At 57.5% G+C, this 17,421-nt stretch carries 11 protein-coding genes; 4 read left to right on the top strand and 7 right to left on the bottom strand.

The features are described 5' to 3' along the window. Positions 1 to 4: 4 nt before the first annotated feature. Positions 5 to 259, top strand: coding sequence for a YfhL family 4Fe-4S dicluster ferredoxin (locus C9I92_RS04985; protein WP_047886564.1), 255 nt, complete (start codon positions 5 to 7; stop codon positions 257 to 259). A gap of 132 nt (positions 260 to 391) precedes the next feature. Here the strand turns inward: C9I92_RS04985 and mepA are convergent, their stop codons facing one another. Both mepA and C9I92_RS04995 read right to left on the bottom strand, forming a co-directional pair. Then, entirely contained in the window at positions 392 to 1,231 is an 840-nt protein-coding gene (gene mepA, locus C9I92_RS04990; protein ID WP_047886563.1) for a penicillin-insensitive murein endopeptidase, read from the bottom strand. A 149-nt stretch (positions 1,232 to 1,380) separates the two neighbouring features. Next, positions 1,381 to 2,361, bottom strand: a complete 981-nt coding sequence (locus C9I92_RS04995; protein ID WP_047886562.1) for a sugar-binding transcriptional regulator — start codon at positions 2,359 to 2,361, stop codon at positions 1,381 to 1,383. 526 nt (positions 2,362 to 2,887) lie between these two features. Between C9I92_RS04995 and C9I92_RS05000 the strand changes: the two genes are divergently transcribed. After that, on the top strand, positions 2,888 to 3,718 hold the full coding sequence (locus C9I92_RS05000) for a siderophore-interacting protein (protein WP_047886561.1): 831 nt from the start codon (positions 2,888 to 2,890) through the stop codon (positions 3,716 to 3,718). An 87-nt stretch (positions 3,719 to 3,805) separates the two neighbouring features. Continuing rightward, complete coding sequence (locus tag C9I92_RS05005; RefSeq protein WP_047886560.1) at positions 3,806 to 4,885, top strand: 3-deoxy-7-phosphoheptulonate synthase; 1,080 nt, start codon at positions 3,806 to 3,808, stop codon at positions 4,883 to 4,885. A 122-nt stretch (positions 4,886 to 5,007) separates the two neighbouring features. Here the strand turns inward: C9I92_RS05005 and C9I92_RS05010 are convergent, their stop codons facing one another. The 3 genes from C9I92_RS05010 to C9I92_RS05020 are packed head-to-tail and all read right to left on the bottom strand — an operon-like array spanning position 5,008 to position 7,943. Beyond that, positions 5,008 to 5,808 (bottom strand): ABC transporter ATP-binding protein, encoded by an 801-nt coding sequence (locus C9I92_RS05010; protein ID WP_047886559.1) that lies wholly within the window; start codon positions 5,806 to 5,808, stop codon positions 5,008 to 5,010. Next, entirely contained in the window at positions 5,808 to 6,920 is a 1,113-nt protein-coding gene (locus tag C9I92_RS05015) for a FecCD family ABC transporter permease (protein ID WP_107193812.1), read from the bottom strand. The genes C9I92_RS05010 and C9I92_RS05015 overlap by 1 nt, the downstream gene beginning before the upstream one ends. Positions 6,921 to 6,932: 12 nt before the next feature. Continuing rightward, entirely contained in the window at positions 6,933 to 7,943 is a 1,011-nt protein-coding gene (locus tag C9I92_RS05020; RefSeq protein ID WP_277991772.1) for a FecCD family ABC transporter permease, read from the bottom strand. A gap of 152 nt (positions 7,944 to 8,095) precedes the next feature. On the opposite strand from C9I92_RS05020, the gene C9I92_RS05025 reads away from it, so the two are divergent. Then, entirely contained in the window at positions 8,096 to 9,031 is a 936-nt protein-coding gene (locus C9I92_RS05025) for an ABC transporter substrate-binding protein (RefSeq protein WP_047886557.1), read from the top strand. Positions 9,032 to 9,138: 107 nt separating this feature from the next. Here the strand turns inward: C9I92_RS05025 and C9I92_RS05030 are convergent, their stop codons facing one another. Beyond that, positions 9,139 to 10,785: an amino acid adenylation domain-containing protein gene (locus C9I92_RS05030; RefSeq protein ID WP_169776052.1), complete on the bottom strand. Its 1,647-nt coding sequence runs from the start codon at positions 10,783 to 10,785 to the stop codon at positions 9,139 to 9,141. Then, positions 10,778 to 17,398: a non-ribosomal peptide synthetase gene (locus C9I92_RS05035; RefSeq protein WP_047886555.1), complete on the bottom strand. Its 6,621-nt coding sequence runs from the start codon at positions 17,396 to 17,398 to the stop codon at positions 10,778 to 10,780. Before C9I92_RS05035 ends, C9I92_RS05030 begins: the two co-directional genes overlap by 8 nt. Positions 17,399 to 17,421: the final 23 nt, after the last annotated feature.

A 17,421-nucleotide genomic window follows, 5' to 3' on the forward strand; every position in this document is an offset into this window, starting at 1 on the left:
CGCAATGGCATTGCTAATTACAGAAAAGTGCATCAACTGCGACATGTGTGATCCGGAGTGTCCGAACGACGCGATCTCCATGGGTCCGGAAATCTATGAGATTGACCCGGACAGATGTACCGAGTGTAAAGGGCACTACGACAAACCGACCTGTCAGTCGGTCTGCCCGATCACCAACTGTATTATTACTGACCCGGAACACATCGAGACCGAAGACGAGCTGCTAGAGAAGTTCGTCACCCTGCAAGGTCTGGTGTGAATCCACTGGTTTTGCCATCAAAAAGCGCCCTGTCGGGCGCTTTTTTTGTATGGTTTAAATGCTGATTTGCCTTCCTATCACAGACAGCCCCCCCTTCACCATCGAAAGACGCATTCGGATACCAGATGGGTTTCAGCTGTCTTTTTGCAGTAAAGCCACGCACTGGGCCGGTGGTACTACCGGCGGTTTCTTTTTCACCTTGGCAACCGCCTTCGGTTTCTCTTTGGTGACCGGTTTAGGTTTAGGCCGCCAGGAAGCCAGTTCCGCGCCGCAGCCATCACCCGGCGGGGGCGGCATCTGCGCCTTACAGCTGGTATCACCTTCCGGGCAATTCAGCCGGACATGGAAGTGGTAGTAATGGCCCCACCACGGCCTGACTTTCCGCAGCCAGTCACGTTCTTTCCATTCCCGCTGGCACAGCTGCTCTTTGATCACCGGATGGACAAAAATCCGCGCCACACGTTCATCTGCGGCCGCGAGCTGAATCATCAGCGCCTGTTTATCACCCCAGTTTTTCTTGTTGATGCGGTACTGCTTAAGGTGCACCATCGGTAGTGGCTGCACATCAATCAGCTCTTCATCACTCAGCGGTTTATCCGACAGCTTCAGCCAGATATCTGCATCCAGCCCGGTCTGATGACTGGCGTGCCCGGAGGCAAAGCGTCCCCCCCGCGGCATCGCGATATCCCCGACCAACAGCTGTCCCAGCTTAAGCTGGTTCACCCCGTGAGCCAGATCGTGCAGAAACTTGATCATATCCTGATGGCCATAATAGCGCCCGCGATAAGATCGCATGACCTGATAACCATCCCCTTCCAGCGGCAGGCTCTGCCCGCCCGCCAGACAACCGTTACTGTATCCCCCGATTGATTGCGATTCCCCGTGACTCGGGGTTTTAACTTTTTCCCACGGACTCGCCCATGCGGCCTGGCTGACCACGACTGCCAGCATCCATACATATCGTTTTAACATTGCGCGCTCCCTATTTCCCCTTATCAATCTTAGCAAGCTCGCCGGAAGGCAGGGTAACTCCCTCGGTTAAAACGCCGGCCCACCTTTCAAAAAAGGCCGCCCGCAGGCAGCCTGATCTCAACTGATCCGAAATGGCATCATCAGATCCTTTATTTCATTTGTTGATCAAGATTGAGGATGGTCAGGGCGTTGCTGACACTGGTGGCCAGCACATCCACCACACCGGATCGCAATGCGCCCAGCAGCGCCAGGGCTTTACTGTTTTCCGCGGCGGTCACCACCACAATCGGGATATGGCGCAGCTCTTCCATGCTCAGACCAATCACCCGGTCGCTCATCATGGTGTCGGCTCGGCGACCCTGACTGTCAAAAAAGTCATAACCGGCAATGTCACCTACCACCCCTTTCCGGATCCGCGCCTCTACGATTTCCTGCGGGGTAAACCAGCCCATTTTGACCATGTGGCTGTTCTCGTTCATATCCCCGACCCCAACCAGCGCGACATCCGCACGGCGGGCACGGTCCAGTGTTTCTTTGACCGTGCCGTTTTTCATGATGGCTTCTTTGACTTTGATATCATCGACATACGCCGGGGCGTACAGGGTTTCACTGATCCCGTCGTATTTCTTGGCCAGCTGGCGGCAGATATGGTCGGCATTGATGGCATTGCCTGAGCGGTGCGTACCGCCGATACCACAGACAAAACGGCAGTTGCGATGCGGCACTACGCCGACATGATTGGCGATAGAGGCGATATTGCGTCCCTGGCCTACCGTCACCACCATGTCATCGGTCAGAACGGAAGAGAGGTAGCTGGAAACCAGACTGGCAACCTGCTGGCGCTGACTTTCATCGTCCGGCTGGTCCAGTGCAATCAGGGCACGTTTCAGGTTAAAACGCTCAATCAGCTGCTGTTCGAGTTTCTCGCTGAATACCGGGTGATACTTTACCGTAATTTCCACCACTCCTTCATCCCGTGCCCGGCGGAGCAAGCGGCCCACTTTCGCCCTCGACATGCCGAAGGTTTTGGATATTTCTTCCTGGGTCGCGCCGTCCTGGTAATAGGCAATGGCGATCTCAGTCAGCAGATCGCTGTCTACATAGCTGGTGTCATTCGGGGTGGCAGTCATTAACCAGTCCTTACATTCCGTCAAAAAGCCCTGCGGCATCATGGGTTAACCGCCTAAGTGTACCGCTATTCCCATGAAGCAGCGAGCGTTCCGGCATTCATGGCAACGAAGCCATGGTGGTTGTTATCGTCCCCCAGCCCTGATGGTTGAAACAGCCGCGATAACAAAAATGACTGCTACTTTGCTCTTTCTCACTCCTCGCACACCTTTTAGGCTTATGGTAAGCCTAAAGCTGCACAGGCTGTGCGCTCAACACAGCCCCTCTTAAATACAACCAATAAATACCTGTTATTATTGTTTTTTATTTTCCGTACAGCTTTTTACCTGCTATGTGACTAAAGCTCAGAAAGCTGCCCTTTGTCCTCATAAGACAGACAACTCTTGCCCAAATCCTTATTGTTACTACTGTTACTGTTTGTTTTAACTGGTGTGATCTCAGTAACTTAGATGAGCTTTTACTGTTAACACTGTTGAGTTTATGTATAATCAAACGAGAATGGATATCATTATTGATTAAGGAGCCACTATGTCCGCAAATGACAGCACGGTTAAACGTCAGCCGGTGTTACTCACCGTGAAATCTGTCCAGGATTTGGGCCCGCGCTACCGGCGCATCTGCTTCACCTCCCCTGAACTGGCACACTACCCGCCATGCAGCCACGGCGCCCATATCAAGATCATGCTAGCCCACGGAGACCAGTCCGAGCCGGTGTTGCCGGCGATGACAGAAAGCGGCCCTAAATGGGCATCGGCGGAAGACAAACCTTTGCTGCGCACCTTCTCGGTACGCGCCCTGCGCCGTGAAGTCGGTGAGATAGATATCGACTTTGCCCTGCACGGCGATATCGGGCCAGCCTCTCGGTTTGCCCTGGCCGCCCGCCCCGGCGATAAGCTTGGTATCTCCCCGCCGGGCGGCCCGTTCCCGATGCTCAAACCGGCCTCACAGTACTTCCTGGCCGGTGATTTGACCGCTCTGCCCGCTATTGCCGCCATGCTCGAAGACATGCCTGCGGACAGCCGGGGGTATGTCGCCTTGCAGGTGCCTGACCATACCGATCTCCAGGATCTGGTCTGCCCGGAAGGGGTCAAGATTGAGTGGTTCTTTGGTCAACCCAATCAGGTTCAGCCGCTGATCGACCAGTTCTGCCTGCAGCTTGAAAATGACAAGCACCATGTCACGGACAGCTATTTCTGGCTGGGTGGCGAAGAGCAGATCGTCGTGGGTCTGCGGCGCTACATCCGCCGTGAGCTGGATGTGGATCGTTCACAGGTTTACGCCATTCCCTACTGGCGCTTTGGTAACGATGAAGACAGCTATCACGCCAGACGCCACGAAGTAATTGATAATAAAGAATAAGAATCGACCACCTGTAACGACGTCAGGCTGAAAGGCCTGGAAGCACAAGAGTGATGTCATCGACCGATGACAACAAAGGAACCAACAATGGCTATTGACCCTTCAGTGATCCGAGCCCACTCATGGCAGGCACTGCCTACCCCGGCCACGCTGGCTCAGGATATTCCCTGCCCGCCGGCGCTCACCGGACACATCTCTGCCTCGCGAAAGGCCATCCGGGATGTCCTGCACGGCCACGATGACCGCCTGCTGGTGGTGATTGGTCCGTGCTCCATTCACGACCCGAAAGCGGCGCTGGACTATGCCCGACAACTGGCCGCGTACGCCGAGCAGCATCAGGACCAGTTAGTGGTCGTGATGCGGGCCTATTTTGAAAAACCGCGTACCACCGTTGGCTGGAAAGGCTTACTGTTTGATCCGGATCTGGATGGCAGCTATCACATCACCAAAGGGCTGTATCAGGCTCGCGAGCTGCTGATCCAAATTAACGCACTGGGGCTGCCGACCGCGACTGAGTTCCTCGACAACACCAGCTTTACCTATCTGGCCGATCTGATGAGCTGGGGCGCGATTGGCGCAAGAACCACCGAGTCCCAGCCACACCGGCAGCAAACGTCCGGACTACCTTGCCCGGTAGGGTTCAAAAACGGCACTGACGGCAATATCAGTGTTGCCATGGATGCAATGATCGCCAGCCGCCATCCGCACCTTTACACCACCGTCGGACAAGATGGTCAGCTTTACGCCGTTAACAGCACCGGGAATCCGGATTGTCATCTGATCCTGCGCGGCGGAAAGACGCCAAATTACAGTGAAGATGATATCCGTCATGCGCTACAGCAGCTGCATGCCAAAGGGCTGATGACCGGCGTCATGATCGATTGCAGCCACGGTAACAGCCTGAAGCAATACCAGCGCCAACTGCTGGTTGCCGAAGAGCTCTGTCGCCAGATTGGCAACGGGAATCATGCCATTGCGGCCATAATGGCAGAGAGTTTTCTGGTTGAAGGCCGTCAGGATATTGCGGCAGAGATGACCTACGGCCAGTCCATTACGGATGCCTGTATCGGCTGGGACGATACCAAAACCCTGCTGACCATGCTGGCCGATGCGGTTGAGCAACGCCGTCAGGGCTGCCCGCGTCAGCTGGCTGCCAACGAGGGTTAACGCCATTTGGGGCACTGATAAACCGGTTACTGATAAAAGCCAAAAGCCAGCCGATTCGGCTGGCTTTTCTCAGTGCGCGTCAGAGATTGATGAACTGTCGGAGAGCGCTGCCCGTCAGAGCATCAACCCGTGAGTCGTTGCCAGTCGGCCTGACGGCGCGGCACGATCACTGGGGCATCATCAAACGGTGCCTGCAAAATATCCACATGGGTGTTGTACAGCTTATCGATCATCGGTTTGGTGATCACCTCGCGCACCGGGCCTGCCGCCACGACGCCTTGCTCGCCAATAGCAACCAGCTCATCGCAGTACCGTGCTGCTGCCGCCAGATCATGGATCACCAACACCACGGTTTTTCCTACCGCCACCATCTGGCTGATGCTTTCCATCACTTCAATCTGATGACCGATATCCAGTGCGCTGGTTGGCTCATCCAGCAGAATCACGCCGGTATCCTGAGCCAGAATCATCGCCAGCCAGGCACGCTGACGCTGGCCGCCGGACAGGCTTGCCACCGGCTGTTGCAGCAGACCTTCCAGTTTCATCCATTTAATAGCGTTGGCAACCTGTGCCGCGTCCTCATCGCTCCACTGACTGAACCAGCCCTGATGGGGATGACGACCATACTGCACCAGTTGCTCGACTGTGATCCCCGCCGGGCTAATAGGTTGCTGCGGCAAAAAAGCAAGCTCTCTGGCGAGCGCCTTCATTGAGTAGTCGGCCAGTGACGTGCCGTTTAAGGTAATGTTTCCCTGCTGCGGGACCAGTTGCTTGGCCATCATTTTCAGCAGGGTCGATTTTCCCCCACCGTTCGGCCCGACAATGCCGACCAGTTTTCCTTTACCCAGGCGGAATGAAACATCCTTGAGGACGGTTTTGTTCTCGTAGGAAAATCCTACCCCTGTCATCGTTAACGCTGTCATTAGTCTGCCTGTCCTTTATCTCGCAGAAGAAAAATAAATAGCATGATGCCGCCCAGAATCCGGGTCATGATGCCGGTCGCCACCTCATGGGGGTCAGCCAGCACCCGCACCAGGGTATCGCTCAGCAACAGCAGCAGTGCGCCCAGCATGGCGGCGGTCCAGAGCGGGACGACCCGTCCTTTGAGCAGGAAGCTCGCAATAATCGGCGCCGCCATCGCAATAAACACCACCGGCCCGCCAATTGCGGTGCCCAGCGCGGCGACCAGAATCGCCAGCATCAGGATGGCTACCTGCACCCGATTGACATTCACCCCCAGGCTCTGCGCTGTCGGGATGCCCAGCCGCAACACAGCCAACTGGCGGGAGAAATACATCACGGCCGGACAGATAAGCACCAGCAATCCAGCCACCGGCAGGCTGACGTTGTAGCCCTGACCGACAAAGTTCCCTATAGTCCAGAAGTACACGCTGCTGACGTGCACAATCGATTCGGTGGACATCAGGAACTCTCCTACGGCCCGCATCAGCTCCGACACCCCGATACCGATCACCACGAACAAGTATCCCTGCTCACCGGGGTTACGGCACAAGGTGTACAGCATCAAGGCAGCCACCACCGCACCGAGCGGCGCCGCCCACCATGGCCAGGCCCCGAGCGTGAGATAAAGCGTAAAGAAGGTGATAGCCAGTGTGGCCCCTTCATTCACCCCGACCATATCCGGGGTAGCCAGCCGGTTGCGAACCAGTGTCTGAATCATGCAGCCGGACAGCCCCATCGCGGCCCCGGCCACCAGCACGGCCACCACCCGGGGCAGACGAATTTTGAACACCATGATCTCGACCATCCGGGTCGATTCCCCCAGCAGGGCTTTCAATGCCAGCCAGGGAGTCAGTTTGGCAGAACCGACGCTGATCGCCAGCAGGCTCAGGCCCATCAGCGCAACCAGCAACAGCGCTCCAATCCATACGGCGCGACGCTCCACCAACAGGGTTTTACGGCCCAACCGCCACAGCCATTTGCCGTGCGGTATGTGTTGCCCCGGCAGTGCGGCAGCTGGCGGCGTGTATTGTTGCGCGCGCGCTGGCATCACTTGCTGCATCCCTTTTTCCATCAGCAACTCCTCCTACTTCACGGCCAGTAATGAGCGGAAACCGCCCCGTCGCACCACCCCAATCAATACCGGGGCGCCAATCATCGCCAGCAGTACACCGTTTGGCATCTCATACGGCTGAATCATCCAGCGTGCCAGAATATCTGCGGCCATAATGAAGCAGACGCCGAACAGCGCCGAAAACACAACCTGCAATGACAGCCGCACCGGCTCCACCATGCGAGCACAGTAAGCCGCCAGGAAGCCGACAAAACTGATCGGCCCGGCAACCGAAATAGCGCAGGCAGTAAATAAGGTTGAGGCCAGCAAGACACCAATACGAACCCAGTGGGTATTGATCCCCAGCGAGCGAGCCTGCTGCTCGCCCAGCTGCATCATGGTGAGCTGACGGGCCAGCAGAAAAGTCAGTACGACTGCGGCCAGCATAAACGGTGAGACCATCGCCATGGATGCCATATCCGCAGCCGCCAGCGAGCCTAGGTTCCAGAATCGGAACTGATCCAGCACCACCTGATGCGACAAGAGAATAAAACTGGAGATACCGCCAAACGTGGCATTCATTGCCACCCCGACCAGAATGAGTTTGAGCGGGCTGGATTTGCCCATGACATGACCGACCAGCAGCACGACGATGTTGCCGGTCAGCGCGCCCAGCCCGGACCAGACCAGATACCCTTGCGCCGATTCGACGCCAAAATAGGTCAGTCCGGTCACCAGCCCCAATACTGCCCCGGCATTCACCCCGAGCAACCCCGGCTCAGCCAGTGGATTGCGGGTCGCGCTTTGCAGTAAAGACGCCGCCAGCGACAGGCTGACTCCGACCATCAGGGCGCACAGTGTGCGCGGCAGTCGCAGTGTATCCATCACCATGATCATGTGCTCTGACGGATTGATGGCTGAAAAATAGTACGCCAGCGCATCTGCTGCGCCGTATTCTCCGGCTCCGACCGACAAAGACAATAACGAAAAAAAGCAGACACAAACCACGCCCGCTCCCAACCAGACAAGGTGATGTTTCGACACGCTTGCAACTCCATGTATATCGACGAGGCTGGACATGATATCAACCCGCCTTTTCGCTGAACAGAAATAAATAAAAATAGTTCTCAATATCCTTATCAAGTACAATTGCGAACGATTCATCTCATTCACTGATTTGCATAATAAGGAGTATTATGTTGCTTCGAAGCCTGTTTACCGCATTGGCCCTGTTCTGCATGGCGAGCCAGGCCACTGCCGCCGATACCCGTACCGTTGACAATGCCCTGGGCGAAAAAGTTACGGTTCCCCTGCACCCGAAACGGGTGATCACCCTGAGCGAAATCGACCTCGATACCGCCCTGGCGCTCGGTATGACACCGGTCGGCACCGTTAACGGCCGTGGTCAGCAAACTCTGCCGCGCTACCTCGCCCCGGCTATCAAGGGCGACATTCAGATTGTCGGCGATCTGTCCCGCCCGAACCTGGAAACCATTCTGGAGCTGGAACCGGATCTGATCCTGACCGCGCCAAACCGCCCGGAAGTGATTGAGCTATTGAATGAAATTGCCCCGACCGTGGTGACGTTCAACTATGGCGAAAGCTGGAAAGAGGTCTTCAAGCGCACCGCCACTATCCTGAACCGCGAGGCGGATGCCGATTCCTTTATGCAGCGCTATCTGTCACATGCTGAGCAAACCAAACAGGCTATTGGTGACCGACTAGGCCAGACCATCAGCGTCGTACGCTGGAACCCGAAAGGACCGGCTTACATGTTCCGCGATTCGTTTGCCAGTCAGGTGATTGCCGATGTCGGCATGAAACGTCCGGATAACCAGCAAGATCCGGGGCATACCCATTCCATGTCACTGAGTCTGGAAGCGTTATCAGTGCTGGACGGCGACTGGATGGTGATCGGCACCCTCAGCACGTCCGGCGAAGCCGTGGATGCCATGAAACAAGCCGAAAATACCCCTGCCTTCCGCCAGCTGAGCGCGATTAACGCCGGTCGGTTTACCGCTGTGGACGGCTCACTGTGGACCTCCGTCGGGGGCCCGCTGGCCGCGATGAAAGTGATGGATGACATCGCCAAGCTGGTAAACAAGCCGGAAGCCCAATCGGTGACGCAATAACCCTTACCACTGGTTGCCACGCTAAACAAAAAACCGCCTTTCGGCGGTTTTTTTGTCAGTTAAGTTTATTTGTCGGTTAAAGACAAGAGAGGAATACCAATCCGTCGCTAACCGGCCACCAGCCGCTTACGATCGACCTTACCGCTGGCGGTTTTCGGCAGACTGTTCAGCCACACGAACCGTCCCGGAATCATGTAGCCCGGCAAGTGTGCCGCCAGTGCCTTACGCAGCTGTAGACGCGTCATACCTTGTGAGCGAAGCATTCCTTGTGAGCGAGTCACTTCTTGCGAAATTGGTGCCCCAGCCTGAGCATCCTGCTCCAGATACGCCACCAGCATCGCCTGCTCACCTTCGCCTTCCAACCTGACGGCTGCATCACTGACACCATCCAGCTCGCGCAGCCGGGCTTCGATCTCCCCCAGCTCAATCCGGTAGCCGCGCAGCTTAACCTGATCATCCAGCCGTCCCAGATACTGATAGCGATCGTCCGCCAGCCGCCGGACTTTATCACCGGTGCGGTAATAACGCCGCCCGTCTGCACGAACCACAAACTGCGCCGCGGTCAAATCCGCCCGCTGCCAGTAACCATCACTCAGGGCATCACCATAAATGCACAGTTCCCCTTCCAGCCCTTCGCCCACCGGTGACGCTGTTTCATCCAGTACCAGATGGCCATACCCGGCCAGACTCTGACCGATGGTGATCGGCTGCCCCGGCTGCACGGTCGACATCAGTGACCAGACCGTGGCTTCCGTGGGTCCGTAACAGTTCCAGAGCACCTCGCAGCGCGAATGCAGCTGCTGCGCTAATCCGCTGTCCAGCGCTTCCCCGCCGGTCAGCGCGGTCAGCCCGGATTGGCCTTGCCAGCCGGTGTTTACCAGCATCCGCCAGAAGGTCGGCGTGGCCTGCAATACATTCACAGACGGGTGCTGCGCCAGCGTAGCCGCGACAGCATGAGGATCTTTATGTGCTTCGCTATCGGTCAGCAACAAACGGCCGCCCACCAGCAAGGGGGCAAAAATCTCCAGCATCGAGATATCAAACGCGATAGTGGTGATCAGCAGCCAGTGACAACGGGCATCCAATTCCAGTCTGGCAACCGCGGCACACAGGAAGGTTGCCAGCGCCTGATGACTGATAACGACCCCTTTCGGTTTGCCGGTTGAGCCGGACGTGAACATCATATAAGCCGTGGTATCGGGCCTCAGCTTCGGGCTGAGTGTCAGAGCCCCCACACCACCCTGCTGCGTCCGATGTCGCGTCTGTTCTTTATTGTCATCCAAGCTAACAACCGGGCAGCGAAATCCGATAGCTGCTGGCACTTCACTGCCAGCCTTATTGCCAGTTTCATGACCAGCCTCCAGCACCGCATCCAGCTGCGCTTCCTCAGCAATATCCCGTAGCCGCCCCGCCGGAAACAACGGATCGAGTGGGACAAATGCCATGCCGGAAAACAGACAGGCCAGTAACGAGGCAATCAGAGTGGGCGTTCGCTCCAGGTGGATCCCGACGCGGCATCCCGCCGTCAGGCCCGCCTGCGTCAGGCGCTGCTTTACCCGTGCCGTATCAGCCAGCAGATCACGGTAGCTGAGCGATGCATCGCCAAAGTCGATGGCCATCCGTCCGGACTCGGCCGCCCCGTTCAGGGCGGCCTCCAGCATAGTTGCAAGATCACGTGAAGATATAGAATCACGTGAAGAAACACGCGCGCACCAAGACGCGGACAGAGCGTTTGTCTGATCCAGATTAGGCATCGGCCACCTCCCGTTCAGGCTGCTGAGCATATGCTTCGCTCAATGCCCGGCACATCACTGCCGGTGTGGCATGCTGATACAGTTCTGCCAGAGTCACGGCCTGCTTCTGCCCCTGCTGACTCAGCGCCTGGTTCAGACGCTGCACCAGCGCAATCGCCCCCAGAGAATCAATCCCCAGTGCACACAACGGCTGGTGCCAGTACGCGCTGTCCGGCGTGACCGTCAGTGAAGTACTCTGCTGCCACACCTGACTGACCAACTGGCTAATAGCCGGTGGCCAAGGCCCATCAAGAGATGCCGGATCTGCCTTCGCATGATGCTCACTGTTCAAACATTGCGGCTCAGCCACAGATGCCAGCGGGGTCAGTGGCAACACTTGCTGCGGATCAGCAGCAATCACCGCTAACAGCTCATCCTGCCAACGCATCAGCACCTCGCGGGCGCGAGCTGGCTCGACCTGCTGCCCGTCAAATTCAAAGCGCAGCGACAGCTGGCCGCCAACCTCATTGACCACCAGGCTGAGCGGAATTTCCACCTTTTCAAAAGCCGGTCCGAACTCCGGTTGCAGTACAGCACGGAGATTATTGACGGGTTGTTCGATGGGTGTCATCTCTTGCTCTGGGGCCTTCTGCTCTGAGGCTTCCGGTCGAGGGTAGTTCTCGTAAACAAACACGCTGTCAAACAGTCGTCCGCGTCCGGCTTGTAGTGCGATCAATGACTGCGTGGCGTGCTGGTTCAGCGCCATGGTCTCACTTTGCAGCCCGGCAAGTTGCACGGCCAATGGCTGCGACTCCTGCCAGGTCATCATCAGCGGCAACGTATTGATATAGAGCCCGACGCTGGCGGTGATCCCGTCAACCGGCGCATCACGCCCCGGCACCACATTCCCAACTATGGTGGTCGGCTGGTCACTTAACGGCTGACCGGTAGCACGGGCCACCAGACGGTGCCAGGCAAACTGCGCTACCGTGCTGTGAGTGACCCCAGCCTGACGGGCAAAATGCACCAGAGCAGCCTGCGCCTCCGGCGACAGTGCCGTTTTGACCACCTCGGGTTGCTGTTGGTAAGGGGACGCCGCAAAACCATGACCAAACAACAATGTCAGATCATTGGCTTTTGCTGTCGCCAGCGACTTCTCAGCCCAGAAGGCTGCCGTGTCGGCCTGCTGCCTGAAGGCATACTCAGCATGGGCCAGATACGCCTGATCGACCGGCAGCACAGCGGATTCCTCGATATGCTCGCTCTCAGACAAGGATTCATACGCCTGATGAAGCGCCGCAAACAGACGCGGGCCACTCCAGCCGTCAATCACCGCGTGGTGGCAGCTGAAGATCACCTGAATATCATCGTCCGCCAGACGGAAACAGCGCACGCGTAACAGCGCCTCGCCTTGCAGCGGGATTCCCTGCTGGCGATCCTGCGTGCAGTATGCGGCAATCACCGCCTGCGGATCAGCTTCATCGGTCAGATCCACCACGTCAAACGGCAGTACACACTGACGCTGCACCACCTGAATCAATGGGTTTGCCTCGCCAAACGGCCCGCTTAATACCGTCCGCAATGCCGGATAAGCGCTGACGACCGCATGCCATGCCTGCCGGTAACGGGTCAGATCCAGTGGCTGTTGGTATCGGATCGGGGTTTGCAGCAGATACGCTTCATCGTCAGGGCAACGCTGCTGATGGGCAAACATGCTTTGCTGCAGCGAAGACGCCGGTAGCAACGCGTCGATATCAAACCGTTCTGACAACGCATCCAGCTCTGGCTGGGTCAATGTGACCAACGGGTGATCTGACGGCGTCGACTGCCTGCCGTGAGTCACGGTGTGCTGCTCACAGTAACGGATCACGGCCAGCAGGTTGGCTTTAAATGCCGCCATAAACTGCTCACTCAGAGCCTGCTCCAGAACCCCGACCTGACGCATTGTCAGTTGTCCTTCATAGATCCCGCCATGCAGGCTGATCAGCTCAGCCCCCGGGTTCAGCGGTGAAGCCGTTTGCCCCGGTATCACCGGCAGAGGACGCCACGGTTCCGGTTGCAGCCCTTGCTTGCGGGTCTGACGCCCTAGGTAGTTAAAGACCACTGGCGAGAACGTCAGCTGCGCGCCCTGTGGATGGTAGCTACGCAGCGCATTGAAGCCGATGCCATTATCCGGAACCTGCCGCAGCGCCTCTTTGGTGTGCTTGATCGTCTCCGCCAGCGAAGGCTGCACGGCAACGGTACACGGATAGGTACTGGTAAACCAGCCGACGGTACGGCTGACATCGAGCTGCTCGGCAATGTCCTCGCGGCCATGCCCTTCCAGCATCACGGTCGATTGCTCGCCCCAGCCCAGTTCATTGAACGTCATACCCAGAGCCGCAAGCAGCAGATCGCGCACCTCTGTGGTAAAGGCACTGTTTGCCTTACCGACCAGACGTTCAGTCTCGCTCTCATCCAGTTCCAGCATCGCCTGGCTCGGAATCACCTTGCCATCACTGTCACGGTTCAGTTGATTTGGTAACGCGCAGTAGCGGGCATCGCTAGCGGACTCACAACGTGACTGAGCCGCCTCAAGCTGGCTGTGCCAATAGTCAAACTGTTCCGGATGACGATCAGCATAGGCTTTCAGGGCATCGCCCCACTGGCGATAGCTGGAGGTTTTCGCCGGCAGCGGCAGCCCCTGATACAAACGCTGCAGATCTTCGGCCAGAATACGCCAGGAAACCGCATCCACCACCCAGTGATGCAGCGCAAGGAACAGTCCAGTCTGGGGCTCTGCGCCTTGCTCGGACTGAGCCTTTGGCAACGGCAAATGACGCACCCGCGCCCAGGCCATTACCGGCCCGTTGACGAGATCGAACTGCGATTGCAGCGTCGTCAGCGCATCATACAGTTCGCTTTCGGTCATGTTCGCCGCATCCAGTTCCACCAGTTCCGGTACTGTCACCGACGCCTGATAACGCTGGCGGCGCGTGCCATTGTCGTCCGTTACCCGCAGACGCAAGGCATCGTGGTGAGCCAGCAGTTGGGCCATCATGCTGGTCAGCCGGGCAGAATCTACCTCAGGAATAGCCAGTACCACCGCCTGATTCCAGTGCGCCGGACGGGCAAAAGGCTGAGCATCGAACCAGCGCTGGATCGGATGCAAATCAAACGTACCGGCCAGTTGTCCCTTCTCGGCATCAACCGCCCGTTCATGCTGCGAATGGGCTGCCAGCGTCCGGCACAACTTACGCACGGTTTTCGCTTCAAACACATCTTTGACGGTGCAGGCAAAGCCCGCATCACGCAGCCGAGTGTTGAGCTGAATGCTGAGGATCGAATCCCCGCCGAGACGGAAAAAGTCATCTTCAACACCCAGTTCGGTGTTAAGCACCTCGCGCCAAATCGCCAGTACCTCAGCTTCAAGGTCATTATCAGGCTGAGCACCGTCTCCGGTTACAAGCTGGCGAGCCGGTAACCGGCTGATATCCAGTTTGCCGTTTACGGTCAGTGGCAGCTCATCCAGCACAATGAGTTCTACCGGCACCATATATTCCGGCAGAATACGGGCTGCGGCCGCCAAAATTTGCCCCGGTTCGACACGTCCAGCCGGTGAGGTATGTGGCATCATCTCAGACACTGATTCCACCGTGGCATAGGCCACCAGCTGGCGCTGCACGCCTTCACCGGCCACGATCACTCGAACCTGATGGAGCTGCGGCGCAACTTTCGCAATCTGATTTTCAATTTCAGCCAGCTCAATCCGGTAACCGCGCAGTTTTACCTGCTGGTCAATCCGGCCCAGGTACTCCACTTCGCCGTTATTGAGCCAGCGTGCTTTATCACCGGTGCGATAACAGCGAACGGTCTGCCCGGCAATCTCCCGCGTGACAAACACATTCGCGGTCAGCGCTGGCTGGTTAAGGTAACCCCGTGCCAGCCCCCTGCCAGCCAGGCACAACTCACCGGCCACGCCCACCGGACAAAGCTGTCCTTGTTCATCCAAAATCACGGCCTGGGTATTCTCAACCGGATGGCCAATGGTCACCGGCTCTCCCGGTTGCAACTCTTTGACCAGCGCGGTCACAGTGAACTCGGTCGGGCCATACATGTTCAGCAGGCGCAGTTTGCCCTGCCAGCTGGCGGGCAGATTGGCCGGGCACGCTTCGCCGCCAAATGCCACCGTTTTGAGTGAGGTCAGCGGACGAGGAGCCATGGCCGCAAACAGCGCGGTCGAGCTGATCATATGCGTCGCACCGTGCGCTTCGGCCTGCTCCAGCAGGGTGTCATCCGGCTCGCCAAGCACCAGTTTCGATCCGGCAAACAATGGCAGTATCGCCGTCATGTTACCGGCATCAAATGCCAGCGACATCGGGTTAAACATCACGCTGGCGGATGTCATGTGCAAACGGGCAGTATGGTCGGTCAGTACGTTCGTAAATGCGCCATGTTCCACTTCCACCCCTTTTGGCAGACCGGTCGAGCCCGAGGTGTAGATCACGTAAGCAAGATCTTGCGCCGTCACCGTGATTGCCGGTGCCGTCGCAGCGGTCTGGGCCAGCCTCGCCGCCGTTGCCGCTTCCGTCACATTGACTACCTGGCATCCGGTCAGCCCCGGATGCGCCTCAGCAAACTGCGCATCCGGCGCAATGACCACCGCCAGTTGGGCGTCGTCAACCAAGTGCTGTAACCGTGCCGTCGGGTAAGCGGGATCCAGCGGGACATAACTCATTCCCGCTTTCCAGGCGGCCAGCGCAGCAACCGCATACTGGGTCGTGCGACTCGCGACCACCCCGATTTTCTGCTCGGCAGACGATTCATCGGTCATGTGCGCCAGTAGATACTGCGCCAGGCGGTTGGCGGCCTGATCCAGCGCCTGATAAGTAATCGTCCTGTCGCTGCCGGTCACCGCCGGTTGTGCCGGATACGCTGCGGCATGGCGGCTGATTTGCTCATGGATCCGCAGAGCATCCGTCACGGCCGCAGAATCACCAGGTAATTCACCAGTAACCAACGCACTAGTAGCCAACTCACTAGTAACCATTTCACCAGCAGCCATGGGCTCACCATTAGCCATAGCCAGACTGGCCAGCGCCTTGCCGATTCGGGCCTGATGCTGGCGGTCTACCATCGGCAGCTCCATCACCGGCGATTGCGGTTCAGCCAGAATGCCATCCAGCAGCATCAGGAACATCTCGGCGAAACGGGCTACCGTCTGGTGCTTAAACACCCCTTTGCTGTAGAGCCATTCCAGCCGGACACCGTCTACCAACTCAGTAACCTTAAGCGACAAATCGGTTTTCGCCGGCAACACCGGAGACGGCTCTTCCACTGCACCACAACCGGGGATCAGATCGTTGAAATCCACCTTGGCCTGATAAACCAGCATGATCTGGAAAATCGGGTTAAGCGCCGTGGTACGGTCGGCTCCGATGGCTTCGCTCAGGGCTTCAAAGCGGAACAGCTGATGGTCAAACGCGGCCAGATCCTGCTCACGGCAGTAACGCAGGTACTCGGCGAAGGTCAGGCTGTCATCCAGCTGAGTACGTAACACAATGGTGTTGACGAAAAAACCCACCACATCTTCGATGTCAGCGCGCTCGCGATAAGCCAGCGGCGTCCCGATCACCACATCCCTGTCGCCGCCCAGACGGGCCATCAGCAGTGAGAACACCGCGTGCAGGCCGATAAAATACGAGGTGCTATGTTGCTGGCACAAACGCTGGAACTGCTGCCATTGCGGCAACGGAATGGATGAAAACACCAGTGCGCCATCATTGTTGTGGCTGGCCGGGCGCGGTTTGTCGAGCGGCAGGGCATGCACTTCCGGGATACCTTTCAGGCGCTCCACCCAAAACGGGCGGAACTCTTCGTGGTAGTCACGGAAGGCCGGAGAGTTGAGCCAGTGGGCATAGTCGATATAGTTGACCGCCGTCGGTGTTATCGGTTGCGGCTGGCTATTCTGATAGGCAAGAAAGGCCTGCTTGAAATCGGCAAACATATTTTTCACCGACCAGCCATCAGAAATAATATGGTGCTGGGTGAGCATCAGCAGGTGCTCTTCTTCACCCAACCGGACCAGCTCCACCCGGGTTAGCTCGCCTTTTTCCAGATCAAATGGGCGATAAATATCTTCCTCGACCATTTTCACCAGTGCCTGCTCGCGCTCGGCATGCGCCAGATGAGACAGGTCATGATGAGTGACCGCCAGCTCAGCCTGCGCGGCAATATGTTGTTCACCTTTGCCCTGGCTATTGCGCACAAACCGGGTACGCAGGCTGGCGTGTTTGGACACCAGCGCCGAGAAGGCGTATTCCAGCGCGGCGACATCCAGCTTGCCGGTCAGGCGAAAATGCACCGGCATGTTGTACAGATGCGAGTTATCTTCGTACTGCTCAATAAACCAGAGGCCACTCTGGGAGAAAGAAAGCGGCCCGGAGGCCGCCTGTTGTACGGGGATCGGTTGTTCGTACGCCTGGCGGGCGTGCAGACAGCGAATGATGGCGTCTTTGTTGTCTCGGATCTGTTGCCCGATTTCCGGTGTCAGCGCCTGCTTGCTGCACTGGGAAGTCAGCTGACCTTTCTCATTCAGGGCCAGCCGGATCCCTTTGCGCTCAAGGTCTGCCAGTAATGAAATCATGTCTGTCATGATGTTTTCCTGTGTCGTGTTTT

It is taken from the genome of Photobacterium ganghwense, from assembly GCF_003025595.1.
In the GTDB taxonomy this organism is placed as follows: domain Bacteria; phylum Pseudomonadota; class Gammaproteobacteria; order Enterobacterales; family Vibrionaceae; genus Photobacterium; species Photobacterium ganghwense.